Below are 24258 nucleotides of genomic sequence, written 5' to 3' on the forward strand. Positions count from 1 at the left end.
AAATGTTATCTGCTGAGACTCTGCGTCGAACTCTATTTATCTTGACGCCTTGGCTATCAAGAATCGCCTCACTGATTGTGGTGGTGATTCTTGTTGGTTTGATGCCTGACATTGCAGGCATCGATCCAAGCCAATCTATTCTGCGGGCTAGGGCGGGGCAACAACACCTGCTTACGCCTGAAGCTTTAGCGGCGGTACGCGCTGATCTTCAGCTTGACCGTTCAGCCATTGAGCGCCTGATCGACTGGGTAGGAAGTGCTTTTTCAGGTGATCTAGGTGAATCATGGATTGATGGTTCTTCGGTTGCACTAGGTATTCAAAAAACAGCGTCTACATCTCTGTTTTTGATGTCTAGCGCACTGGTGATGACTTTCGTACTGTGTGGTGCAGGCCTGCTTGCCACCTTACGCAGTTGGAAGAAGGGCAAGCTGGGGCAGAGCTACAGCAGTTTAAGTACGGTATTAATATCGTTGCCAGAGTACGTAGTGGCCTCGGTATTAATACTGGTGTTCTCTATCTGGTTAGGTTGGCTGCCGCCGTATGGTTGGCAAGGTTGGCAAGACATCTGGCTACCGAGCTTAGCGCTTGCATTGCCTGCCAGTGGCCTGTTTAGTCGCCTACTCAGAGACAGTTTACAACGCGTTTTAAATGAACCTTGGGTGATCACCTGGCTCAGTGCCAATGTTCACTCCAACCAAATTATTCGCTTTGCGTTGAAAAGAGCGCTGAGTAGTCTGATCCCGCAAATCGCGATGATCGTGATTGGCTTAACTGGTGGCGCAGTCGCGGTTGAGCTTATCTTCTCGATCCCTGGTATCGGGCGCATGATTCTTGGTGCAGCCAAGGCGCAAGATTTACCAATTCTGCAAGGCGGCTTATTGGTGTTGCTGCTATTTTCAATTGCCGTGAGCAGCATGAGCTTGTTTGTTCAGCAATTGATTCTTGGCCACAGCCTGAAAAGCGGCAAGCTCATCAGTAGCCACTCTTCGTTTCGTTTTACACAAAGCCGCACCAAGCGTGCTGTTGCTTTTTCAATACTCTCATTCCTGATTTCAATCGTGGTTTGGGCTGCATTTCGTGACCCATACACCAGTCAATTTGCTCGCTTAGCGGATCCGAGTTGGCAAGCACCTTTGGGCGCAGATGGCATTGGTCGAGACCTACTGGCGAGAATTGGTTCTGGTATGATTGCGACCTTCCAAGCCGGCATATTGGCAACGTTCTTGAGCTTGGTGACGGGCATCATCATGGGTTTCAACACCCGCTTTAGCCAAGGCCTTATCGAGATCACTAAGGGTATCCCATACATCATTGCAGGCTTGCTTGTTGCAGGCTTAACGGGGATGAATCCGAACAGCGCATTAATCGCGATTGTATTGGTGTCGTGGGCGCCGCTAGCTGCACACTGCTCAAGCTTGATCGTAGAAGCCAAGGCTCAACCTTATACACACCTCGCGCCACTATGGGGCACCAGTAAGCTTAGAATCTTCCGTTTCTACTTGCTTCCGTATGTGTTGCCACCGTTGTTAAGACACGCGATGTTGAGGCTACCGGTTATCACTCTAAGTCTGACCTCGCTGAGCTTCATCGGATTAGGGGCAAAGCCACCAACACCTGAATGGGGTTTGATGATCGCAGAGAACCTTCCATACATTGAGCGCGCGCCATTAGCAGTCATGGGGCCAATTGTTGGGCTGATCTTGTTGGGTGCAGCCATTAACTTGATGTTTGATGACTAACGTAAAGATCCGGTCGCTGAGGTTTCTAAATTGACGATCCGATTGGGTATTCGATTTAGCATTTATGTTGTAACCTTAGCCCTGCTTTTTAGAGACGCTTTTTGATCGGCTCGAAAGTTAAACAGGCCCTAGTTAAGTGTAAAGGATTCAACATGTATCTCGTTTTGTATTGCCACAATATTGGTATGACCGACTTTTCTTTCTTTGAGACGGAAGATTTCGATAAGGAAGATGGCTATATCGTGCGAGGCAAATGGCCGAACGAGAAAGCGTTCCGTGATTACGTAACCAAAGAGTTTGGTGACATGAATGAGTTCCAAGTGATCGACTTAATCGCCAAAGGCGCAGAAGCAGAACACTACTCGCCAGAAGAGTTGGTGCGCTTAGCTCAGTAGCCGCTAGCTCAGCAATATCTAGCTCGGTAATACGTTTTAAATCGAATAAACAAATGGCAGCCTGATTGGGCTGCCATTTTTCGTTTTAAGCTAGAGCACGTTGCTCGCAGTATGAGTGGATCTACTGCGCCACTTCGTCCACCAAGTACAAGATTGATTGATACGGAATGCCACTGTGGTGTGATAAACCGATCTCACAGGTTCGGCTGTTACTAAAGCCACGAGTGCAGTTGCTCGGCACTTGTTCCTTGAGTGGGTGTACCGCCGCCTCATTCAGCTCTGGTGTAGTGAAGCCTTTGTCACCTGCCCAACCACAACATTGAATATGCTCTGGAACAATCACCTCTTCGGTACACGCTTTAGCAAGGTTTAACATCGCGCCTTCTAAGCCCATTCGACGAGAGCTACACGTGACATGCAGCATTACGGTTTCTTTCAGTGGCTCAAGCGTCAGGTGCTCTAGCAAGTATTGATTCACAAACCCTGTCGGCTCTAGCACCTCTAATGGCTTGGTGAACTGCTCAATACTGCGTTTGGCGCATGGGCTAGTATCCATTAAGACTGGGTATTCACCCTGACGACTGGCCTGCCACAACACTTCTTCGAGCTGTTGAGCTTTAGATTGGGCTAAATCGGTCATCCCTTTGCTGTCGTAAGGCATGCCACAACATTGGTCGTCTAGCTTCTTCGGAAGAATAACCTCAAATCCGGCTTTGTTAAGCAAAGACATGGTCACTTCAGTTAGAGGACGTTGGTCGCCCGCATCGTTCTGTTGCCCCATGGTTCGACTGGCACACGAAGGCAGATAAACCACCTTCTTATGATTGCTTGAGTTTTCCGCCGTCACTGGTGATGAGACTAGCGAGTGACTGTTGGATTGCGGCATCTCAGGCATCCAAACGGGTGTCGCACCTTTGGTGATAGAGCGCAGGCCGTTGGTTAGCTTGCCGACAGTATTTGCGCCTAATACTTTGCTCGCCACTTGGTTGGTTTTGAGGCCAGCCTTGGTAAGTTTAGTGGTGGTCGAGAAATGATCCGCTGTCCACTTAGCGATTGGCGTAAATTTCTCGTATTTGGCAATACGAAGCTTCTTGATCAAATCGCCGGTGTTGATTCCCACTGGGCAACGTTCGGCGCATAGGCCAGTTGCGGCGCAGGTATCAATGCCTTGGTATTCAAAAGTCTTCTCTAGTTCGCTTGCTTCTATTTCTTCGCCCGCAGCGCGGCGGCGTTGTAGCTCGCGATATAAAACAATACGTTGGCGTGGTGATAGAGTGAGCGTACGAGACGGACAAACAGGCTCACAGAAGCCACACTCAATACAGCGATCGACAAGGTCATCGGCAGCAGGCATTGGCTTCAAATTGGTGATGTGTGAATTTGGATTGTCGTTAATAATAACGCCGGGGTTAAGCAGCCTTTCTGGGTCAAACAGCGCTTTGATCTGTTGCATCAAGGCGTAGCCGTCTTTGCCCCATTCCAATTCCACATAAGGCGCCATGTTACGACCAGTACCATGCTCTGCTTTTAGAGAACCTTGGTATTTCACCGCAACCAGTTCGGCAACGTCATCCATGAAACCGCCGTAACGGTCGATCTCTTCTTGGCTGTCGAAGCCTTGGGTAAACACAAAATGAAGGTTGCCTTCGAGTGCATGGCCGAAAATGATCGCTTCGCTGTAGTCGTATTTATCGAACAACTCTTGCAGCTCTCGAATACCGTTAGCCAGGTTTTCAACAGGGAAAGCCACGTCTTCGATGATAACGGTTGTGCCAACTTCACGAACGGCCCCAACCGCAGGGAACATGCCTTTTCGAATGGCCCACAGGGTTGCAACAGTCTTTGGATCGGACGTAAAAGGGACCGATTCAACAATCGTGTAATCAGCCAATGCATCCAAAATTGATTTACATTGTAAATCTAAGTCCTGCTGGGAGCTGGCGTGTGATTCCACCAAAATAGCCGCCGCTTCTAAATCTAGGTTTGGCATAAACGCAGGCATACCCGGTTTATCCGCGACAGAACGTAGCGCCCTACCATCCATTAACTCAACAGCAGCAACCGGAGTTTTAGATAGCGTAGTCACAGCTTTACTGGCTTGTTCTATGTCGGCAAACACCAATAGCGCTGAAGCTTTGTTCGGGTGTTCAATCACCGTGTTGTAAGTGATCTCGGCTATGAAGCCTAGTGTGCCTTCTGAGCCAATCATCAGGTGTTTTATGATCTCAATTGGGTCGTGGTAATCGACCAATGCATTGAGCGCGTAGCCGGTGGTGTTTTTAAGACGGTACTTGTGGCGGATTCTGTCTGCCAGTTCTTGATTTGAGCTAGTCTGTCTGTGTAAATCAATAATGCCTTCAAACAACGTTTTGTGTGATTGCTTGAAAGCTTCAACGCTGGCGTTATCTGCCGTATCAAGCAGGGAACCATCACTCAATACGATTTTCATGCTCTCGACGGTGCGATAGGAGTTTTGCGCAGTACCACAACACATACCGCTGGCGTTGTTCGCGGCAATACCGCCAATTTTACAGGTGTTGATAGAGGCTGGGTCTGGGCCGATTTTACGTTGGAAAGGGGCGAGGTATTTGTTAGCATCAGCACCAATCACACCCGGTTGAAGGATAATCTGATTGCCGTTGTCGACGATTTCATGGCCACGCCAGTCGTCGGTCAGAGTAATAAGTACCGAGTCTGAAACGGCTTGGCCTGAAAGGCTGGTACCCGCAGCGCGAAAGGTAAAATGAATGCCCAGTTCGCGACAGCTTTGAATAGTGAATATCACTTCATCTAAGTTTTTCAGCCTTAGAACCATTTTCGGTACCAAGCGATAGAAACTCGCATCGGTGCCGTAAGCCAAGCGCTTTGCCTCTTGTGTGACAATGCGTTCTGTTTCTATTCTTTGAGCCAGTATCGCTTCAAGCTGCTTATAAGCTTGTGGATCTACTACTCGCTCATGGGATGTGTTTGTCTCCATCTTTGCTTCCTTGTGCTTCTTATTTGGCACTGATTTGCTTTTTTGTTTTTTTATTTTATTTTCCAGTGCTTAAACGGTGTCACAACGGCAGTGGAATTGCTGTGACACCGATTGAACTTCGGTCTAAGTAGACCAAAGCATTACAGTGAATCAACGGACTTAATCTAGCCCCACCAAAGATTCACGGGTTAAGTCTTTGATTGTCTTGGCGCCAGTTAGAGTCATCGCAACGCGCATCTCTTTGTCGTACAGGTCGAGTAGGTTCTCAACGCCTGCTTGTCCTTGAGCCGCTAACGCGTAGACGAATGAGCGGCCAAGTAAGGTGCAATCTGCGCCCATCGCCATCATGCGCACTACATCTAAGCCAGTACGAATGCCAGAGTCGACCAGAATCTTAGTGTCGCCTTTTACTGCATCTGCAATTGCAGGTAATGCTTTAGCGCTTGATAGAACACCATCAAGCTGACGACCGCCGTGGTTTGAAACGACGATACCGTCTGCGCCAAATCTCACGGCGTCTTTTGCATCTTCTTCATCAAGAATGCCTTTGATGACCATAGGGCCGTCCCAGAAATCACGGATCCACTCTAGATCTTTCCATGAAATTGATGGGTCAAAGTTGTCGCCCAACCAACCGATGTAGTCTTCCAGTTTGGTAGGAGAACCACGATAAGTTGAGATATTGCCTAGGTCATGTGGCTTACCTAACAAGCCAACATCAACTGCCCAGCTAGGATGACGCATAGATTGGAATACGCGGCGTACTGCTGCATTTGGACCACTCATTCCTGAGTGCATGTCACGGTAGCGAGCGCCGGGTACGGGCATATCCACGGTGAAGACCAGTGTTGTGACGCCAGCGGCTTTAGCGCGTTCAAGAACGTTCTTCATGAAGCCACGGTCTTTTAACACGTAAAGTTGGAACCACATTGGGCGTTCAATCTTAGGTGCAACTTCTTCAATCGGACATACCGACACGGTCGACATGGTAAAAGGGATGCCTTTGTTGTCGGCGGCTTTTGCTGCTTGTACTTCACCGCGTCTTGCGTACATACCCGTTAAACCAACAGGCGCCAGTGCGATTGGCATCGCTAGCTTCTCGCCAAATAGTTCGGTTTCCAAATTTAGGTCCGACATGTCGTTGAGTACGCGTTGTTTTAGCGCAATCTCAGCTAGGTCAGCCGTGTTGCGACGTAGGGTATGTTCTCCGTAAGAGCCACCATCAATGTAGTGGAAAAGAAACGGTGGTAATTTCGCTTTTGCTGCGGCGCGGTAATCAGTCGATGCGGATATGATCATAATTTCAGTCCTAAATTCTTGGGATGTTGCTCTTCTTTGAGAGCTTGGTTTGGGCTGCTTTAATTCGGGAAAATGGCGTTAATACCCATGGGTGTTGATGTGCTCTAGTATCCATCCCGGAACTCATCAACTGTCTTATTAGACGGTGTCGCTGTCGGGGAATTGAGTATTAACGCCAAGTGCTTTTGAACGACTTATGGTTTACATAAGTGCGTCGGTCATTTTGAATCCGTAGATAACCACTAGGCCGATGATGCCTGTCATCACCAAGTAGTAGAACGTTGGAATGATTGCCTTACGTAGGGTTGCACCTTCGCGTCCTAGCAAGCCAACAGTTGCTGATGCCGCTACCACGTTGTGAATCGCAATCATGTTACCTGCTGCTGCACCAACGGCTTGTAGAGCAACAACCACCGCACTAGAGATAGTCAGAGTCTGCGCTACTTCGAATTGGAACTGGCTGAACATCATGTTTGAAACTGTGTTCGAACCTGCAATGAAGGCACCTAACGCACCAACCGTTGCACTCAATGCTGGGAATGCGCTACCAACGAGGTCAGCTGCGAAGTTTGCCGTGGTTACGGGCATACTTGCTAAATCTGCGCCGTTCACACCAGAGTTAATGAAGATACGAACCATTGGGATGGTGAACACCAACACAAAGCCTGCGCCAATCAGAGTCTTGCTCGATTCACCGAAGGCTTTAGCCAGTGGCGTTGCGCTGCGAGATTGCATGAGAACAGCAACCAGCGCGACGAAGACCAAGATACCGCCCGGTAGATACAGAGGCTGAATCGCAGTGCTCACACCGGTTTCACCAAGGATGTTGCTGAACGATAGGCTAACGCTCTTCAGTAGGCCTTTGAATTCAGGGTTCACGCGGCTCGCAACCAAGGTCACCGCTAGCAGCACGTATGGTGCCCATGCCATCGCCATGCTCATCTTCTTATGGCCTTGATTGTTGTCGTCAAGGTCGATTTTCAGAGAACCTAGCCATTCTGCAGGCCACTTGTCTTCGCTCTCAAAATCCCATTTTGATTTAGGTACTAGGAAGCCGCGTTTTGCTGCTGTTACAACAATCGCAAGGCCAACCAAACCACCAATCAGTGATGGGAACTCAGCACCTAGGAAAACACCCGTTAGTGCGTAAGGAATGGTGAAAGCGGCACCTGCGAACAGTGCGAACGGCAGGATATCAAGACCTTCAGTCCAGCTTTTGTTCTTACCGAAGAAGCGAGTCAGCATCATCGCCATCAATACAGGAATCATCACACCAACGCAGGCGTGGATGATCGCAACACTTGATGTGATCTGTTGTAGGTAAGCATCCCATGTTGAACCATTGGCAATCAGGCTTTCACCGATGTTGTGCGTATCCAAACCTTTGTTTACGCCAACAATGATAGGTGTACCAACCGCGCCAAACGATACCGGCGTAGATTGAATCATCATGCCCATCAGTACCGCAGCTAATGCTGGGAAGCCGATTGCAACGAGTAAGGGAGCGGCGATTGCAGCGGGTGTGCCGAAGCCAGATGCGCCCTCAATGAATGAACCAAAACACCAAGCAATGATGATCGCTTGTACACGACGGTCTGCTGATATGTCAGTAAATCCGTTGCGGATGGTGGTGATAGCTCCGGTGTGTTTCAAAGTGTTTAATAAGAAGATGGCGCCAAACACAATCCAGAGAACCGACACGGTAATGCCGAAGCCTTGGAATACTGAAGCCAGCACGCGAGTGCTAGACATATCCCATGCGAATAGGGCGATAGCAACGGTTAATGCAAATGCCACTGGCATCGCTTTTTTTGCAGGCCAGTTAAGGCCAACCAGCAGAATCGCTGCAACAACTATTGGCGAAAAGGCCAATAATGCTAGTAGAGTTTCACTCATGGGTACTTCCTCGTACTTGTTTTCAAACGTTCATGTTTGAAGTGAATAACACGTCATTAGTTTTGTAGGTGTAATCTGAATCTCGAGGATTCAATTGTTGTAATTAGAGTCGCTTTATTTGTAACCGATGTGATTGCAAAAGCTGTTTTTGTAATTGTTTTGTTAATTTGGCGTGAATTTACCCCTTTATTTTTTATTGATATAGGGAAATAATGAAAATAATTAATTCCAAAATTGGCATAATCAAATGCGAGCAGACGATTTGATCCTGTTTTCACAGGTAGTAGAGCTGGGTAGTTTTAGTAAGGTGGCAGAACAAAATAACCTTACAAATTCGGTAGTTAGTAAGAGAATTGCGCGTTTGGAAGAAGAGATTGGCGTGCAGCTATTATATCGAACCACGCGTAAATTGACGCTTACCGAGGCGGGTAAGGCAATGTTACACGGAGCCAAAAATGTGAAGCAGGCGGCTCAAGAGGCTATGGACGCAGTTTCAGGCTTTGGTGAAAATGTCAGTGGTCATATCAAAATGTCAGTGCCTACTATCTCCGGAGATTTGATTCTCGCAGACGCTGTGGCCGAGTTTTGTAATATGCACCCAGGTTTAACGGTCGATATGTCTCTGAATAATCGCTTTGTCGACTTGGTTGAGGATGGTCTCGATTTGGTGATTCGAACCGGCTACTTGGAAGATTCAAGCCTCATTGCTCGTCATATATTGGATTCACAATGGGTGGTGTGTGCCTCGCCATCTTATATCGCTAAGAACGGTAAGCCGATGCAGCCCAAGGATTTGGTTGAGCACAATTGCTTGCAATACGCTTATCAAACGACAGGCGCTAGTGAGTGGCAGTTCTTACACAGTAAGGATGGCTGTACCGACAACGACAAATACATCGTGCGCGTCTCTGGCTCTTTCTCTACCGATAACGCGACGGCATTACGAAAAGCCGCTTTGGGCGGTCATGGTGTGGCGTACGTGCCACGTTGTCTGGTGTATCACGATATTCGTAACGGCCAGCTGGTGGATATCTTCCCTGATTTAGTCGGTAAAAAGCTGGGTATTTATGCGGTGTACCCGTTCACTCGTCAGCCACCGAACAAGATTAAGTTATTGATTGAACACATCAGAACGCGTTATCTGACGATTTCACATTATTTTTAATAAGGATCACGATGAGCTATTTAAAAGAGTATCAATATCCAGTCACCAACAAACAGATCGTCAGTGATGACTATTTCGGTCAGATAATCGAAGACCCATATCGCTGGTTAGAAGACGACAGAAGTGACGAAACCGCGCAATGGGTGGCGAGTCAAAATGAAGTCACATTCGATTACCTTGCTCAAATCCCGTATCGCGCAGAACTGCGAGAGCGATTAGCGAAAGCGCAAGACTACAAAAAGAGCTCACAACCGTTTGTACGAGGAGATTACACCTACTTCTATAAGAACGATGGACTGCAGAATCACAGTATTCTTTATCGTCAGAAAGAAGGTCAGTCGATTGAAGTATTCCTAGATCCGAATACCTTCTCGGAAGACGGCACCACATCTCTAGGCTCGGTGTCGTTTTCTAAAGACTACAGCTTAGTGGCGTACAGCATTTCTGAAGGTGGTAGCGACTGGCGCAAGATCTTCGTGATTGATACCGAGACTAAACAGCAGCTTGAAGCCGAAATCACTGACGCCAAATTTACTGGTATTTCTTGGTTGGGTAATCGCGGCTTTTATTACTCTAGTTACGACAAGCCAGACGGCAGCCAGCTTTCTGCACGTACCGAACAGCACAAACTTTACTTCCATGAGTTGGGTACAGAGCAAGCTAGCGACAAAGTTATCTTTGGTGAGAACAACGCTGAGCAGCACCGCTATGTATCAGGCTATACCACCGAAGACGACCGTTACTTGATCATTCTAGGGCGAGAGTCGACATCGGGTAACAGACTGTTCTATATCGATTTAGGTTCAGAGGAACAATCGCTGAACACGCTGATTGATCATGTGGATAGCGACACTTATCTCATCGATAACCAAGATGAGACCTTCATTCTATACACCAATCTCGATGCGCCTAATGGCAAGGTGGTGAGCTTTGATACTAGCAGTCAACAGTGGCTCGATATCATTCCTGAAAAGCCACAGCCGTTAGATATCAGCACTGGTGGTGGTTACTTGTTTGCTCATTACATGGTGGATGTGGTGTCTAAGATTGAGCAGCTGGATTACCAAGGTAGCCTAGTTCGTGAAATTCATTTACCCGGGCTAGGAACGGCTAGTGGTTTGGGTGGTAAAAAAGAGCAAACCCAGCTTCATTACACCTTTACCAACTATGTAACGTCGCCAACGATTTTCTCTTTTGATGTTGAATCTGGAAGCTCTGAAATCTACCAACGCTCTGAGTCTCCGTTTGAGTCGGATCAATTTGAGTCTAAACAAGTCTTCTATACCTCGAAGGATGGCACCAAGGTTCCGATGCTTATCTCTTACAAGAAGGGATTAGTGTTAGACGGTAATACTCCAACCATGTTGTACGCCTATGGTGGCTTTAACGTTAGCCTAACGCCTTCTTTCTCGGGCACGGTGGGCAGTTGGCTGGAATTGGGTGGTGTGTATGCAGTGCCGAACTTACGTGGTGGTGGCGAATACGGTAAGGCGTGGCACAAAGCCGGTACACAACAACAAAAACAGAATGTATTTGATGACTTCATTTCTGCTGCAGAGTTCTTAATTGAAGAGAACTACACCAGTAGCGATAAGTTAGCGATTCGCGGCGGTTCTAACGGAGGCTTGTTGGTTGGCGCTTGCATGACACAAAGGCCTGAGCTGTTCCAAGTGGCTTTACCTGCGGTTGGGGTGTTGGACATGTTGCGTTACCACACATTTACGTCTGGCGAAGGCTGGGCGTACGATTACGGCACGTCAGCGCAAAATAAAGAGATGTTCGAATACCTGCTGGGTTACTCCCCGGTTCATAACGTTGTACGAGGCGTCGATTACCCAGCAACACTGGTGACGACCGCTGATCACGACGACCGCGTGGTACCTGCTCACTCTTATAAATTCATTGCAGAGCTGCAAGATAAGCATGAAGGTGGCGTGCCAGTGGTGATCCGTATTGACGTCAATGCAGGGCATGGGGCAGGTATGCCGCTGAGTAAAGCTATCGATCTCACTGCTGATATCTACGCATTTACCCTGTTCAATATGGGGGTTGCGTCTCTAGATTCACTTTAACGAATGCTTGATTCTAGATAACTGGGTATTTTACTCAGACCAAGAAGCCTCAAAATCTACCTTAGATTTTGAGGTTTTTCATATATATGAAAACCAATCAAATTCACACCTCGTTCTCTTTGCTTTTCGGCACCCTTTTACGTGATAGCCGCCACCATTACTGATGAAATGAAAGCGATTTCAAGCTGATATTTTACGCATTTTTCACTATAACCTGTTGATCTAAAATCAGTAGTTTTCGTCATGGATTTTCTAAAAGTTTCATGGCATTTAAGCTGATTTATCAGTGTGAACAGCGACCAACTTTTCAACTCTTTCATTGCTTAATATTTCCCTGTTCGATGAAAACTCAAAAAAATAATAGGGAAATACAATGCAAAAATTTAAGCTTTTGCCAATAACGGTCGCAGTGGCGGCATCGCTTGCTTCACTCTCTTCTTTTGCTGCTGATACTAATATCGAAGCATTAGAAAAACGAATCCAAGAGTTAGAATCTAGGGTTCACTTCTCCGCCTTGTTTACTGCTAACGACCAAACCGCTTACGGGGCGATTAAGGCGCTACACGATCACGGTTATAAAGTGCCAGAAGATGTGTCATTGATTGGGTTTGATGACTTACCAACGTCGAAGTATTTCACACCCGCGTTAACAACATTAAGGCAGCCAATTGAAGAGATTGGTGAAGTGTGTGCTCAGTCGATCTTGAACTTGTTATCTGGCGAGCGACATGAAGCAAGGTTGCCTCAGATTGATTTAATTGTGAGAGAGTCGACCAAATCTTTGTATCGTTAATTTCAAGACAAGCATCAAGGTGGTGCGCCTGTGATGATTCGTACTGATGTCAATGCGAACCATGGTGCAGGAATACCGCTGAGTAAAGCTATCGATCTCACCGCTTATATTTGCGCGTTCATATTGTTCAATACGGGGCAGGTAAGCTAAAACACTTTTGCCCCAAAGTTTGCTACAACAATGGAAAAAGGACTGACGAGTCAGCCATCTTTAATGGTTCGTTTTGGGGCTGTTTTCCGAGGAGAGCTTTGTATGAATCACACACCTCAGGGTTTTAGAAACTTAACCAAGACTTATTCGCATGGAATGGGGTCACTGAATTTCGACTTATTAAATTTCCATTTAAGATTTTCGGTTCATATGGAACAGCTTCATCACGTAGCTTTAACGCTAACTTAACAGCATTCTGTGCCATGAGTTCAATCGGTAAGTCTATGGTCGTTAATTCTGGGGTTGAAAACTCACCAAAAGGATCATTATCTATACCAATAACAGATACTTGACTTGGAACGTGAACCCCTTCTTCTGACAAAGCTTTAATCGCTCCTAAAGCCATATTATCGTTAAATGCGAGAATCGCCGTAAACTTCACATTTAACTTCAAGAGGTTGGTACACAGATCATATCCACTTCTTATATGGTAATCACCGGATAACACTAAAGATGGATTATAAGGCAATCTAGATGATTCTAAAGCTCGCTTATAACCTTCGATACGAGCTTTTCCTGTTGGGTTGTCTATTGGACCAGTTATGCATGCGATGCTCTTATGACCGCATGAAATCAAATGTTCCATTGCGGTCACGATAAGACTAGATTGATCAATGGATACTGAATGGTAATTCCCTGCCATAGAGGCACGGTTTAACACAACAAAAGGCACGGACAGTTGTGATTCTAACGTTTGTATATGCTCATCAGATAGGGTTCGGCTATAAAGCAAAATGGCATCAAATTGCCCTTCTAGTTGTCTAATTACTTCATATTCATGTTGAGGGTCATTCTTACCATCGATTACTGTTAGTGTTTTGCCTTCTGATTGAAGTTGAATTGAGATTTGCTGTAATAGTACCCCCCACCTAGTACTGTCATAGTTAGACAGTACCAATGCCACTGTATCAGTTTTATTTGTCGCTAAAGCTTGAGCGGTCCGGTTTGGACGGTAACCCAACTGTTCCATCGCGGCGAAGACACTATCTTTTGTCGATTGTTTAACCTGACCTGTGCCGTTGATCACACGCGAGACTGTTGCTTTGGAGACTCCAGCAAGTTTGCTGACATCAACAATGGTACTCATTCTATTCCTTTCATCACTTACCCACGTTACGTTTGGATATTATTATAAGTTATTGTTTATATGGACCAATTATCAAAAAATAAAGTTATCTTACTGTCTACTAGAACATAGTAACCCCTAAATTCGAACCCGATTTCTTACCTAATGTGATGCCCGTCATCAATTGTAGCATTGAGTAACGATATTTTATGACATTTCTCACACAAGTGAAACCGGTTTCTGTAACCGGTTTCTGTAACCGGTTACATTTTTCTCGTACTCTACAACGCTTACTAGATTAAGTGATAAATTAATAAGAAAAGGAACTAAATCATGATCAACATTTTATTGTGCTGTGCTGCTGGTATGTCTACTAGCATGGTCGTAAACAAAATGAAGCAATCTGCGGCAGCGAAAGGGATTGAAGCGCATATTGAAGCTGTGGGATTAGATGAATTCGAGTCGAACCTTCCAAACTTCGATTGCGTTTTACTAGGTCCACAAATTAAATACAAACTCAATGATTTCAAAGAGATTGCTGATGCTGCTAACAAACCAATTTCTGTAATGAATCAAATGGATTACGGCATGATGAAAGGCGAAAAAATCCTTAACGATGCAATCACAATGCTAAATCAATAAGAGGGATATCACGATGAAAGCATTATTCGATTTTCTAGAAAACACCTTAACACCGATAGCAGGCCGACTGGCAACTCAAAAGCACGTGTGTGCAATTCGTGACGGCTTCATTGGCGCAATGCCCTTCATGATCGTGGGTTCTTTCTTGCTTGTGTTTGCTTTTCCTCCTTTTTCGGAAGATACCGCGTTTGCCTTAGGTCAATGGTGGATTTCAATGTCATCCACCTATTTTGATGAAATCATGACCCCTTTTAATATGAGTATGGGGATTATGTCATGTTATATCTCTGCTTGTATCGCGTATAACCTAGCAAATAGCTACAAGTTAGATGCCCTACCAACGGCAATGCTTTCATTGATGTCATTTCTTTTGATAGCAGCACCGATGAAAGATGGTGCTCTGTCTGCAACGTACCTTGGTGGCACTGGTATCTTTACTGCAATCATTGTTGCGATCTTTGTTACTGAACTGACTCGTTTCTTAAAAGTTCATAATATTGGCATTAAAATGCCGGAGCAGGTGCCTGATAAAATTCGTCAGTCATTTAACCTGCTGATCCCAACAATGATCGTGATAGTTACGATTTATCCACTAAACCTTCTAATTCAAAACAATTTCGATATGCTAATTCCAGGTGCAATTATGGCTCTATTCCAGCCATTGGTATCAGCATCTGACACATTGCCGGCGATTTTACTTGCTGTACTTGTTGCACATACTCTATGGTTTGCTGGTATTCATGGTTCAGCAATCGTTTCTGGCATCATGGCACCCTTCTGGCTTTACAACCTAGGTGTAAACCAAGAAGCTCTTGCTGCAGGAATGGAACTGCCTCAAGTGTTTATTGAACCATTCTGGTCGTTCTTTATTGTATTAGGCGGCTCTGGTGCAACATTCTCATTAGTTCTACTTTACCTGAGAAGTAAATCTGCTCACCTTAAAACAATCGGTCGTCTTGGTGTAGTTCCTGCAATGTTCAACATCAATGAACCTGTAATCTTTGGTTCACCAATCGTTATGAACCCTATTATGTTCATTCCATTTGTCGGCGCTCCAATGATCAACGCTATCATCGCTTACTTCGCGACGAGTATGGACTGGATTGGCAAAATGGTTTCACTGGTTCCTTGGACGGCACCAGCACCAATAGGTGCAGCTTGGGGAGCTGGATGGCAGCTAAACAATGCTGTACTGGTGTTCATTCTAATTGGTGTAAATCTGGTTGTTTACTACCCATTCTTCAAAATTTACGAAAAACAGTTGCTTGCAGAAGAGCAGCCTCAAGACACAAATTCTACTCAAGATAACAAATCTAGTGAACAAAGCTTCGCGTAACATTCATCTAACTCAATAGAGTGGGTACTACCACTCTATTCATCAAAAATATTGAGGATATCCACATGGAACTAGAATCAACCGTAATGGAATTGATCATCAATGCTGGCGAGTCAAAAAGCCTAGCAATGCAAGCGCTACAGAATGCAAAGAAAGGTGAATGGGCAGAAGTTGACTCATTACTAACACAATCTACTGAGGCATCAAAGCGTGCTCACAAGGTTCAAACTGAGCTCATTGGAATGGATGAAGGTGAAGGAAAAGTGCCAGTGAACCTAATCATGGTTCACGCTCAAGACCACATTATGACTGCAATGCTTGCTCGTGAGTTGATTGAAGAGCTAATCAACCTACACCGTAAAATTCAATAAAATAACAACAGATTAAAATAAAGAGATAAACATGAAACCTAAGAATCTAACTCCTTTCCCTACCGATTTCTTTTGGGGCGCGTCAACCTCAGCTTACCAAGTTGAAGGCGCTTGGAACGAAGACGGTAAAGGACCATCAGTTATCGATATGGCTCCAATTGTCGAGGGTACAACAGATTTTAAAGTTACCAGTGACCACTACCACCACTACAAAGAAGACGTAGCACTATTTGCAGAGCTAGGCTTGAAAGCATACCGCTTCTCTGTGGCTTGGACGCGTATCTTCCCTAATGGTGACGGTGAAATTAACCAGAAAGGCGTGGAGTTTTACAGCAACTTAATCGACGAACTGATCAAGCACAATATTGAGCCTATCCTAACGATTTATCACTTTGATTTACCATACGCTTTACAACAAAAAGGCGGGTGGTCAAATCGTGACACTGTTGATGCGTTTGCACTGTACTCTAAAACACTATTCGAGCTGTACGGTGACCGTGTTAAGTACTGGCTAACAATTAATGAACAAAATATGATGATCTTGCACGGTGATGCCATTGGTACCAAGAGTGTTAGCGGTGAGAACCCGGTGAAAGATCTATACCAACAAAACCACCACATGTTGCTAGCACAAGCCAAAGCAATGGTACTTTGTCACGATATGCTTCCTCAAGCTAAAATTGGTCCTGCGCCAAATATTTCAACGATTTACCCTGCATCTTCAAAACCAGAAGATGTTCTTGCAGCGAACACGTTCTCGGCAATTCGTAACTGGCTATACCTAGATATGGCAGTTTATGGTCGCTACAACCCAACAGCGATGCGATTCTTAAAAGAACGTGATGCAACACCAGAGATTGCAGACGGCGATATGGACATTATGGCTCAAGCTAAGCCTGACTTTATCGCCTTTAACTACTACAACTCGCAAACCGTTGCTGAAAGTACTGGTGATGAGAGCGACATCAACTCAACTGGCGACCAACAAATCACGATTGGTGAAGTCGGTGCTTACCGTGGTACTGAGAACCCGAACCTAGTGAAAAACGAGTTTGGTTGGGAGATTGACCCTGTTGGTTTCCGTACCACAATGCGTGAAATTTACGAGCGTTATGCTCTACCTCTTATTGTGACTGAGAACGGTCTAGGTGCTTTTGATACCGTCGAAGCTGACGGTTCAATTGATGATAGCTACCGCATCGAATATCTACAGCAACATATTGACCAAGTTCAGCTTGCTATCACTGATGGTGTTGAGGTCTTCGGTTACAGTCCTTGGTCTGCAATTGACCTAGTCAGTACTCACCAAGGTTGTGCTAAACGTTATGGTTTTATTCATGTTGACCGTGAAGAGTTTGACCTAAAAGAGATGAAACGTTCTAAAAAGGCAAGCTTCCATTGGTACAACGCTCTTATCTCTAAACACACTGCATAACCAGTCTGAATGCTTGGAGCCTACGCTCCAAGCATTCAATTAAACTAGGAAAAGACTATGAAATTCTCCAACAGTTTTCTGTTTGGCGCAGCCACTGCCGCTTATCAAATAGAAGGCGCAATCGATAAAGACGGTAAGGGCCCGAGTAACTGGGATGAATTCGTTAAAATCTCAGGCAAAACCTTTGAAAATACAACGGGTGAATTAGCTGTAGATCACTACCACCGTTATAAAGAAGACATTAGACTCATGGCAGAAATGGGGCTAGAGTCATACCGTTTTTCTATCGCTTGGCCTCGAATTATTCCTAACGGTACTGGTGAGGTGAATCAAAAAGGCATCGATTTCTACAACAACATTATTGATGAATGCTTACATTACGGCATTGTACCATTTGTGACTTTATACCATTGGGATTTACCATTGGAGCTAGAGAAACAAGGCGGCTGGACGAATAAAGCAACCATTGATGCGTTTGTTAACTATGCCAAAGTTTGTTTTGAAGCATTTGGGGACCGTGTTAAACACTTCATAACCTTCAATGAAACCGTTGTTTTCTGTGGTCATGGTTACCTTGCTGGCGCCCATCCACCAGGTATTAAGGATGAGCCTAAGCTCTACTTTCAAGCCACTCATAATGTATTTTCAGCACATGCGAAAGCAGTACTCGCATACAAAGAGCTAAATCAATATGGTGATATCGGCTTAAGCCACGTATTCTCTCCTGCTTTTTCAGTGGACGATAGCATCGACAACAAATGGGCAGAGCGTCACGCAAATCAATTCGGCATCAACTGGTACTATGACCCTATCTTGAAAGGTCACTACCCTGACTATGTTTTGAAGATTCTTGAAGAGCGTGGCTGGATGCCTGAAATACTTGAGGAAGAAAGACTCGCATTAACCCAAGCTGCTCCACTCAACGATTTTATTGGTTTGAACTACTATCAACCCGTACGAGTAGAAAGAATTCTAGGCCAAGCAGAACACGTTGAGCATTCACGAGAAAATGCCACAGGTGCTCCTGGCAACCCAAGCTTTGATGGTGAATACCGCAGCGTATCAATGAAAGATAAGCGTTACACCAAGTGGGGTTGGGAGATTTCACCGGAAGGCTTTGTTGATGGTTTGAGACTACTCAAAGACTATTATGGTGATGTCACTATGTACATCACTGAAAATGGCCTCGGTGATGAAGACCCAATCATTGAGGGAGAGATATGCGACATTCCTCGAATTAACTTCATTAATGACCATTTAGTGGCTGTAAAAAAAGCCATTGATGAAGGTGTGAACATTCAAGGTTATTATGCATGGTCTGCAATTGACTTACTCAGTTGGCTGAATGGCTATAAAAAGCAATATGGCTTCATTTATGTAGACCATCAAAACAACCTAGACAGAAAGAAAAAAGCTTCTTTCCATTGGTATAAGGACATTATAGCGAGTCGAGGGGAAAGCCTTAAATACCCCGCTTAAAATCAAGCGAGCTATTGCAAAAAATGTCAATAGCTCGTTTTTGACCAAAAAGTAAAATCATTAATATTATGACTTCGAGCGCTTTCATAAAAGCAAAGAATAAAAAAAGACTGAACGTGAGAAAGTGTTGGCCGGTGAACTCTATAACCCGGTAGATGATGAGTTAAGTAAAAAGACGTCGTAGGTGCAGAAAAATAGAACGTCAACTTAACAACACAATGATAGGTGCTCCAGAGTAGAGGAATTCAATTGATGAACTTAGTCATCTTTGTGGCTTTTTAGCTAACTTATTGATTGCTAGGTTAACAATGTTACTAAAACACTTTTGTCCAAAAACGAGTTGAACTAAGCCGCTCTTCGACTACTACCAGCGAACTCTGTTTAAAGTCCGTTAATTTTAGCAAACCTTCATAATCACTGGCGCGAATCACTGAGTTGATTTTTCATATACGCCAGAAACGAAAAATGTCGCATCCATGCGACATTTCTCTTTTGGCGGCCAAACCAGTTTTGCTATATCCATTCTAGATTTCAATCCATTAGGAGATTATTCAGAATGTAATTATAAGACGCTGTTAATGTTGATTAGTTCCCTTTATGCGGCATTTTTTTTCGATTTATCTTCTAAGTCGAATGACGCAGCGATTAATTTCTTGGTGTAGTTGTTTTTCGGCGCATTGAAAATCTCTTCTGCAGACCCTTCTTCCATTACTTCGCCCTTCTGCATCACCAGTACGCGATCCGACAGTGCTTTCACTACCGAGAGATCGTGGCTGATGAACAGGAAGCCGATATTGTGCTTGGCTTGAATGTCTTTCAGCAGGTCAATCACGGTCAGTTGTACTGAGCGATCGAGTGCTGAAGTCGGTTCATCCAGCAAAATGAAAGAGGGCTCTAGAATCAGTGCGCGAGCAATCGCGATACGTTGTCTTTGCCCGCCAGAGAACTCATGTGGATAACGGTTTATTGAATTCGGCTCTAAGCGAACTTCAATCAATGCTTTGCGCGCTCTTTCTAAACGTTCTTGCTTGGATAGATGAGGTTGATGCACCGTTAAGCCTTCGGTGATGATTTCCCCAACTGTCATGCGTGGTGATAAAGAACCATAAGGATCTTGGAACACCATTTGGACATCTTTCTTGAGCTTGTGACGCTCTTTATCATTTAATAAGCTAACGTCTTGGCCTTTGTAAACAATACGTCCGGTACTCGGCAGCAAGCCGATTAATGCACGTCCAAGGGTTGATTTACCTGAACCAGATTCACCAACAATGCCTAGCGTTTCGCCTTGCTTAAGATTCAACGAAATGCCTTTTACGGCTTCGAAGTACTGGCTTTTACTCTTGATAAAGTGTGATTTCACCAAGAACTGAACTCGGATGTCGTCAGCACACAATAGTTCTGGGGCTGTCGCCTCAACAGGAACCTTAGCGCCTTTCGGAATCGAGTTAATGAGCATTCTTGTGTAATCATGTTTAGGACTATCGAACAAAGATTGAGTCATCCCTTCTTCTACGAGCTCACCTTTACACATCACTAGCACGCGGTCTGCAAAGTGTTTCACCACACCTAAGTCATGGGTGATGAACAAAATTGCCATTCCCATCTTACCTTGGATCTCTTTGATAAGAGCAAGCACTTCAGCTTGAACCGTTACATCTAATGCAGTTGTAGGCTCGTCAGCAATCAGGATATCCGGTTCATTAATCAGCGCCATTGCGATCATGATGCGTTGCAGCTGACCACCCGAAAATTCGTGAGGGTACTTGGTGTACGACTTTTCTGGCATTGGCAAGTGCACAAGATTAAACAGCTCAATCACTCGCTGTTTGGCTTGAGACTTTGACACTTTACGATGCCACATAATAGCTTCTGCCACTTGAATGCCGACGCGCAGGTATGGGTTCAAAGATGTCATCGGCTCTTGAAAGATCATGCCGATTCTGTCGCCACGAATCGACTGCATTTCTCGTTCAGTCTTGCCAAGTATTGATTGCCCCTCAAATTCTATTTCAGATTGAGCATCAATGATGGCGTTATCAGGGAGCAAACGCATGAGTGCGTTAGAAGAGACTGATTTACCTGAACCTGATTCACCAACAATGGCCAAGGTTTCGCTGGATTTAAGGGTAAAGTTAACCTTTTTCACCGCATCAACGATTCCATCGTTGGTTTTGAAGCTAACGGAGAGGTTATTGACTTTAAGAAGAGCCCGGTCCGACATGATATATCCTTATCAATTTAAGACATTAGGTGAAGATTGAACTTCTGACGTTGTTTTAAGTTGCCCAAAATGGTGATGAGCACGTTGAATTTGTTCTAGTTCGAGCATCCAATGCGAACTGCGCTGAGCGCTGCAAAAAGCGATCAGGTGATTGAGCAAACCTTCGCTCTGCTTTTCCAATAATCCAAAGGTACGTTGAATCAGCTCAGTGTTCTCCAGAGAGATAAATTGCATCAGAGCGTAAGATTGATTCAAGGTATCGAAGGCTTGTTGGTGCTGACCTAATCGGTTGAGTATCTCTGATTGAGCGACGCTCGCGTCTCTTAACCCGGCAAGCAAGCAAATTGGCAAGGCTTGATATCGCTTTGGTATGCTGCATCTTGGATGTGATGAGGAAGTGAGGTTAGAACATCACCATAAAGGCGTTGTGCTTCTGGCCAGTGACCTTGTTCCATTAACTGTTCAGCTTTTAGGTAGTGCATCCAGCATCGTTCAATTTCCATATCCACATCCTCAATTTATAATATCAGAAAATGTTAATGATATTTATTATCAATTGCAAATTAAAATCATTCACATGTTAAGTTGGTGAATTAAATGACGAGCTATTCCTAAAAATGGCTTAAATTGTGTGTTATTTGTTCAGTTGAACAGCTGTGTAGCGTAAGTCACTAAATTTGTAGGAAATTACATCTACACTGATTTTATCTACACCCAAGTAATGAAGGACTAAGGAGGCGGCGATGGCGATGCAAAGACTCAATACAGAACAGCTGTATCAGGTAGCGGATTTAGATAAGCTACCATGTAAGTCGACCAAAGAACTGGCTCCAATTGACGAAATCGTCGGGCAGGAACGGGCACAAAAAGCCGTTGAGTTCGCGATGTCAATCAAGGAAAAGGGTTACAACATTTATGCGATAGGGCGAAATGGTCTGGGTAAACGCACCATGATCTTGCGCTATCTGAACCGTCACCCTCAAGAAGTGCAGGAGCTTTTTGATTGGTGTTATATCGCGAACTTTGAAGATATTCGTACACCTAAGGTACTGAAATTACCTCGTGGCGTTGGCAGCAGCTTAAAGCAAGATATTGAAAAGCTAATGCGTAAATTGCTGAAAGGTATGCCTCTAGCGTTTGATAACGAGATGTACTTTAGCCGTGCTGATAGGCTTAAAAACCAATTAGCAGCTAAGCAACAAGCCGCGTTAGAAAGCATTAGCCAAGAAGCGAAAGACAAGGGCATTAACCTGACGATCACCACTCAGGGTGATTACCAGTTTGTGGCCATGAATGGGGATGATCTTCATACCGAAGAGAGCTTCGATCTGCTTTCGCCAGAAGAGCAAGACCAGTTCGATAAAACCATTGATGGATTGGAAGTCGGTCTGCGAACCATTTCTCGTGAGTTGACGGAACTTGAAGAAACGTACACTGAGAAAATTCAAAAACTGAATGATGATACGGCGCGAGACGTGATCACGCACTTCATCAAGCAATTGAAGAAGGATTACAGCCAATATCCAGACATTAAAAAGTACCTAACGGCACTGCGTAAAGACATTGTCGACAACGCTGACATCTTCTTAGAAGAGAGCACTGAGCAAGCCGAAGTTGCAACCGCTTCTTTGGATAAGAAAATGCCGCGTCGCTACAAGGTTAACGTGATTGTGAGCCAAAAGGAGGAGACTCTGCCGATCGTGGTGGAAGAGAATCCAAATTATCACTCTCTGTTTGGCTATGTAGAAACGGCAACGTTCAAGGGCACTGTCTTTACAGACTTCTCATTGATTCGTGCAGGTAGCTTACACAGAGCTAACGGTGGCGTATTGCTGATGGATGCGGTGAAGGTACTTGAGCAGCCGTACGTTTGGGAAGGCTTGAAACGAGCGCTGCGTTCACGTCAATTGAGCTTCACTTCATTAGAGAAAGAGGTGACCTTAACGGGCGCGGTATCGCTTGATCCAGAGCCGATTCCATTGGACGTCAAGATCATCCTGTTTGGCGACTACCGAACTTACCAACTGCTGCAACACTACGATGCAGAGTTTGGTGAATTGTTCCGTGTGACGGCCGATTTTGAAGATGAGATGAAGCGTACTCCCGATTCTGAAATGCACTACGCGCGCTTTATTTCGAGTATCGTGCACGACAACAATATGCTGCATTGTGATCGCAAAGCGATTGCTCGCATCATTGAGCACAGCTCACGTCAGGCCGGTGACCAAGGCAAGCTATCGCTGCATTCGGCACATATTGCGAACCTGCTTCGTGAGTCTAACTACGTCGCGAGAGGGGCGAAATCGAACCTGATTCGTTCTACCCACGTCGACCAAGCACTGTCGAACCAACAGATGCGTGTAGGACGATTGCAAGACAGCGTAATGGAGACGTTTACCAACGGCACAACACTGATCCATGTTGATGGTCAGGCGGTTGGGCAAGTGAATGCTCTGTCTGTATTAAGCACCACCGATCACATGTTCGGTGCGCCAAACCGAATTACTGCCACCACGGCTTACGGCGATGGTGAAGTGATTGATATCGAAAGAAACGTAGACTTAGGTGGCAGCATTCACTCAAAAGGCGTGATGATCTTGTCGGCTTACCTTTCTTCCGTATTTGGCAAGACAGCCAAAGTCCCGCTCACCACTAACATCACCTTCGAACAATCGTATGGTGGCGTCGATGGTGACAGTGCGAGTATGGCTGAGTTCTGTGCGGTGGTGTCAGCGTTTTCTAAGCAGCCAAACCGTCAAGACATCGCGATTACAGGCTCGATGAACCAGTTTGGTGAGTCTCAGCCTATTGGTGGTGTGAACGAGAAAATTGAAGGTTTCTTTGATGTGTGTGAAATCAAAGGGCGTTCAAACGAACAAGGGGTGATCATCCCGCGTTCAAATGTTCACAACCTGATGCTGCGTAGCGATATCGTGAAAGCGGTTGAAAAGGGCGAGTTTAATATCTGGGCGATTGACCATGTAACAGAGGCGATTGAGCTGTTCACAGGCAAAGCCGCTGGTGAAGCAAGTGATGAGGGTAGCTATCCAATTGATACTATCTTTGGTATCGCCCAAGCTAAACTGAACGCACTGCGCAAATAGTTTGAATATCTAGATAGCTAAACAAATAAACAAACAGCTAAAACGCAAAAGCCAT

At 45.2% G+C, this 24258-nt stretch carries 17 protein-coding genes and 1 pseudogene; 11 read left to right on the forward strand and 7 right to left on the reverse strand.

What is annotated here, in order from left to right; all coding sequences use genetic code 11:
- The first annotated feature begins 2 nt into the window (after positions 1–2).
- Both AB6E51_RS02280 and AB6E51_RS02285 read left to right on the forward strand, forming a co-directional pair.
- A complete protein-coding gene (locus AB6E51_RS02280; protein WP_372057733.1) occupies positions 3–1739 on the forward strand; it encodes an ABC transporter permease subunit in 1737 nt (578 codons plus the stop codon).
- Between the two features lie 152 nt (positions 1740–1891).
- On the forward strand, positions 1892–2134 hold the full coding sequence (locus AB6E51_RS02285) for a hypothetical protein (protein WP_065583577.1): 243 nt from the start codon (positions 1892–1894) through the stop codon (positions 2132–2134).
- A gap of 121 nt (positions 2135–2255) precedes the next feature.
- On the opposite strand, the gene AB6E51_RS02290 is transcribed toward AB6E51_RS02285, so the two are convergent.
- The 3 genes from AB6E51_RS02290 to AB6E51_RS02300 all read right to left on the reverse strand — a co-directional run bounded on the left by AB6E51_RS02290 (position 2256) and on the right by AB6E51_RS02300 (position 8306).
- On the reverse strand, positions 2256–5111 hold the full coding sequence (locus AB6E51_RS02290) for an FAD-binding and (Fe-S)-binding domain-containing protein (protein ID WP_372057734.1): 2856 nt from the start codon (positions 5109–5111) through the stop codon (positions 2256–2258).
- A gap of 159 nt (positions 5112–5270) precedes the next feature.
- Positions 5271–6410, reverse strand: a complete 1140-nt coding sequence (lldD, locus tag AB6E51_RS02295) for an FMN-dependent L-lactate dehydrogenase LldD (RefSeq protein ID WP_048663885.1) — start codon at positions 6408–6410, stop codon at positions 5271–5273.
- A 201-nt stretch (positions 6411–6611) separates the two neighbouring features.
- Positions 6612–8306, reverse strand: coding sequence for an L-lactate permease (locus AB6E51_RS02300; RefSeq protein ID WP_372057735.1), 1695 nt, complete (start codon positions 8304–8306; stop codon positions 6612–6614).
- Positions 8307–8553: 247 nt separating this feature from the next.
- Between AB6E51_RS02300 and AB6E51_RS02305 the strand changes: the two genes are divergently transcribed.
- Complete coding sequence (locus tag AB6E51_RS02305) at positions 8554–9471, forward strand: LysR family transcriptional regulator (protein WP_009846145.1); 918 nt, start codon at positions 8554–8556, stop codon at positions 9469–9471.
- Positions 9472–9482: 11 nt separating this feature from the next.
- Positions 9483–11543, forward strand: coding sequence for a prolyl oligopeptidase family protein (locus AB6E51_RS02310; protein WP_372057736.1), 2061 nt, complete (start codon positions 9483–9485; stop codon positions 11541–11543).
- Positions 11544–11680: 137 nt separating this feature from the next.
- On the opposite strand, the gene AB6E51_RS02315 is transcribed toward AB6E51_RS02310, so the two are convergent.
- Complete coding sequence (locus AB6E51_RS02315) at positions 11681–11863, reverse strand: hypothetical protein (protein WP_004732782.1); 183 nt, start codon at positions 11861–11863, stop codon at positions 11681–11683.
- 53 nt (positions 11864–11916) lie between these two features.
- Here AB6E51_RS02315 and AB6E51_RS02320 point away from each other — a divergent pair, with 53 nt between their 5' ends.
- Positions 11917–12336: a substrate-binding domain-containing protein gene (locus AB6E51_RS02320; protein WP_102332277.1), complete on the forward strand. Its 420-nt coding sequence runs from the start codon at positions 11917–11919 to the stop codon at positions 12334–12336.
- A 274-nt stretch (positions 12337–12610) separates the two neighbouring features.
- Here the strand turns inward: AB6E51_RS02320 and AB6E51_RS02325 are convergent, their stop codons facing one another.
- Positions 12611–13633 carry a LacI family DNA-binding transcriptional regulator gene (locus AB6E51_RS02325; protein WP_102332276.1) on the reverse strand — a complete coding sequence of 341 codons (1023 nt, stop codon included), beginning with the start codon at positions 13631–13633 and terminating at the stop codon, positions 12611–12613.
- 312 nt (positions 13634–13945) lie between these two features.
- Between AB6E51_RS02325 and AB6E51_RS02330 the strand changes: the two genes are divergently transcribed.
- From AB6E51_RS02330 to AB6E51_RS02350, 5 genes are all read left to right on the forward strand, one after another.
- On the forward strand, positions 13946–14254 hold the full coding sequence (locus AB6E51_RS02330; protein WP_102332275.1) for a PTS sugar transporter subunit IIB: 309 nt from the start codon (positions 13946–13948) through the stop codon (positions 14252–14254).
- A 13-nt stretch (positions 14255–14267) separates the two neighbouring features.
- Positions 14268–15590 (forward strand): PTS sugar transporter subunit IIC, encoded by a 1323-nt coding sequence (locus tag AB6E51_RS02335; RefSeq protein WP_102332274.1) that lies wholly within the window; start codon positions 14268–14270, stop codon positions 15588–15590.
- Positions 15591–15655: 65 nt separating this feature from the next.
- Complete coding sequence (locus AB6E51_RS02340) at positions 15656–15961, forward strand: PTS lactose/cellobiose transporter subunit IIA (RefSeq protein ID WP_102332273.1); 306 nt, start codon at positions 15656–15658, stop codon at positions 15959–15961.
- A gap of 31 nt (positions 15962–15992) precedes the next feature.
- The gene (locus AB6E51_RS02345; protein WP_102332272.1) at positions 15993–17396 is read left to right on the forward strand and encodes a glycoside hydrolase family 1 protein; all 1404 of its coding nucleotides are present in this window, start codon (positions 15993–15995) and stop codon (positions 17394–17396) included.
- A gap of 57 nt (positions 17397–17453) precedes the next feature.
- The gene (locus tag AB6E51_RS02350) at positions 17454–18875 is read left to right on the forward strand and encodes a glycoside hydrolase family 1 protein (RefSeq protein ID WP_102332271.1); all 1422 of its coding nucleotides are present in this window, start codon (positions 17454–17456) and stop codon (positions 18873–18875) included.
- 595 nt (positions 18876–19470) lie between these two features.
- On the opposite strand, the gene AB6E51_RS02355 is transcribed toward AB6E51_RS02350, so the two are convergent.
- Both AB6E51_RS02355 and AB6E51_RS02360 read right to left on the reverse strand, forming a co-directional pair.
- Positions 19471–21099: an ABC transporter ATP-binding protein gene (locus tag AB6E51_RS02355; RefSeq protein WP_372057737.1), complete on the reverse strand. Its 1629-nt coding sequence runs from the start codon at positions 21097–21099 to the stop codon at positions 19471–19473.
- A gap of 12 nt (positions 21100–21111) precedes the next feature.
- Positions 21112–21602, reverse strand: a pseudogene (locus tag AB6E51_RS02360) (hypothetical protein).
- 240 nt (positions 21603–21842) lie between these two features.
- On the opposite strand from AB6E51_RS02360, the gene AB6E51_RS02365 reads away from it, so the two are divergent.
- Positions 21843–24203, forward strand: coding sequence for a Lon protease family protein (locus AB6E51_RS02365; protein WP_137001363.1), 2361 nt, complete (start codon positions 21843–21845; stop codon positions 24201–24203).
- The last annotated feature ends 55 nt before the right edge of the window (positions 24204–24258 follow it).

This window comes from Vibrio sp. 10N.247.311.47, assembly GCF_041467535.1.
GTDB classification, from domain to species: Bacteria; Pseudomonadota; Gammaproteobacteria; order Enterobacterales; family Vibrionaceae; genus Vibrio; species Vibrio crassostreae_C.

Coding starts and splice junctions, on each gene's coding strand:
- AB6E51_RS02285 (WP_065583577.1), top strand. CDS start 1,892: ATGTATCTCGTTTTGTATTGCCACAATATTGGTATGACCGACTTTTCT.
- AB6E51_RS02355 (WP_372057737.1), bottom strand. CDS start 21,099: ATGTCGGACCGGGCTCTTCTTAAAGTCAATAACCTCTCCGTTAGCTTC.
- AB6E51_RS02280 (WP_372057733.1), top strand. CDS start 3: ATGTTATCTGCTGAGACTCTGCGTCGAACTCTATTTATCTTGACGCCT.
- AB6E51_RS02315 (WP_004732782.1), bottom strand. CDS start 11,863: ATGAAAGAGTTGAAAAGTTGGTCGCTGTTCACACTGATAAATCAGCTT.
- AB6E51_RS02305 (WP_009846145.1), top strand. CDS start 8,554: ATGCGAGCAGACGATTTGATCCTGTTTTCACAGGTAGTAGAGCTGGGT.
- AB6E51_RS02340 (WP_102332273.1), top strand. CDS start 15,656: ATGGAACTAGAATCAACCGTAATGGAATTGATCATCAATGCTGGCGAG.
- AB6E51_RS02365 (WP_137001363.1), top strand. CDS start 21,843: ATGGCGATGCAAAGACTCAATACAGAACAGCTGTATCAGGTAGCGGAT.
- AB6E51_RS02290 (WP_372057734.1), bottom strand. CDS start 5,111: ATGGAGACAAACACATCCCATGAGCGAGTAGTAGATCCACAAGCTTAT.
- AB6E51_RS02350 (WP_102332271.1), top strand. CDS start 17,454: ATGAAATTCTCCAACAGTTTTCTGTTTGGCGCAGCCACTGCCGCTTAT.
- lldD (WP_048663885.1), bottom strand. CDS start 6,410: ATGATCATATCCGCATCGACTGATTACCGCGCCGCAGCAAAAGCGAAA.
- AB6E51_RS02330 (WP_102332275.1), top strand. CDS start 13,946: ATGATCAACATTTTATTGTGCTGTGCTGCTGGTATGTCTACTAGCATG.
- AB6E51_RS02300 (WP_372057735.1), bottom strand. CDS start 8,306: ATGAGTGAAACTCTACTAGCATTATTGGCCTTTTCGCCAATAGTTGTT.
- AB6E51_RS02345 (WP_102332272.1), top strand. CDS start 15,993: ATGAAACCTAAGAATCTAACTCCTTTCCCTACCGATTTCTTTTGGGGC.
- AB6E51_RS02310 (WP_372057736.1), top strand. CDS start 9,483: ATGAGCTATTTAAAAGAGTATCAATATCCAGTCACCAACAAACAGATC.
- AB6E51_RS02335 (WP_102332274.1), top strand. CDS start 14,268: ATGAAAGCATTATTCGATTTTCTAGAAAACACCTTAACACCGATAGCA.
- AB6E51_RS02320 (WP_102332277.1), top strand. CDS start 11,917: ATGCAAAAATTTAAGCTTTTGCCAATAACGGTCGCAGTGGCGGCATCG.
- AB6E51_RS02325 (WP_102332276.1), bottom strand. CDS start 13,633: ATGAGTACCATTGTTGATGTCAGCAAACTTGCTGGAGTCTCCAAAGCA.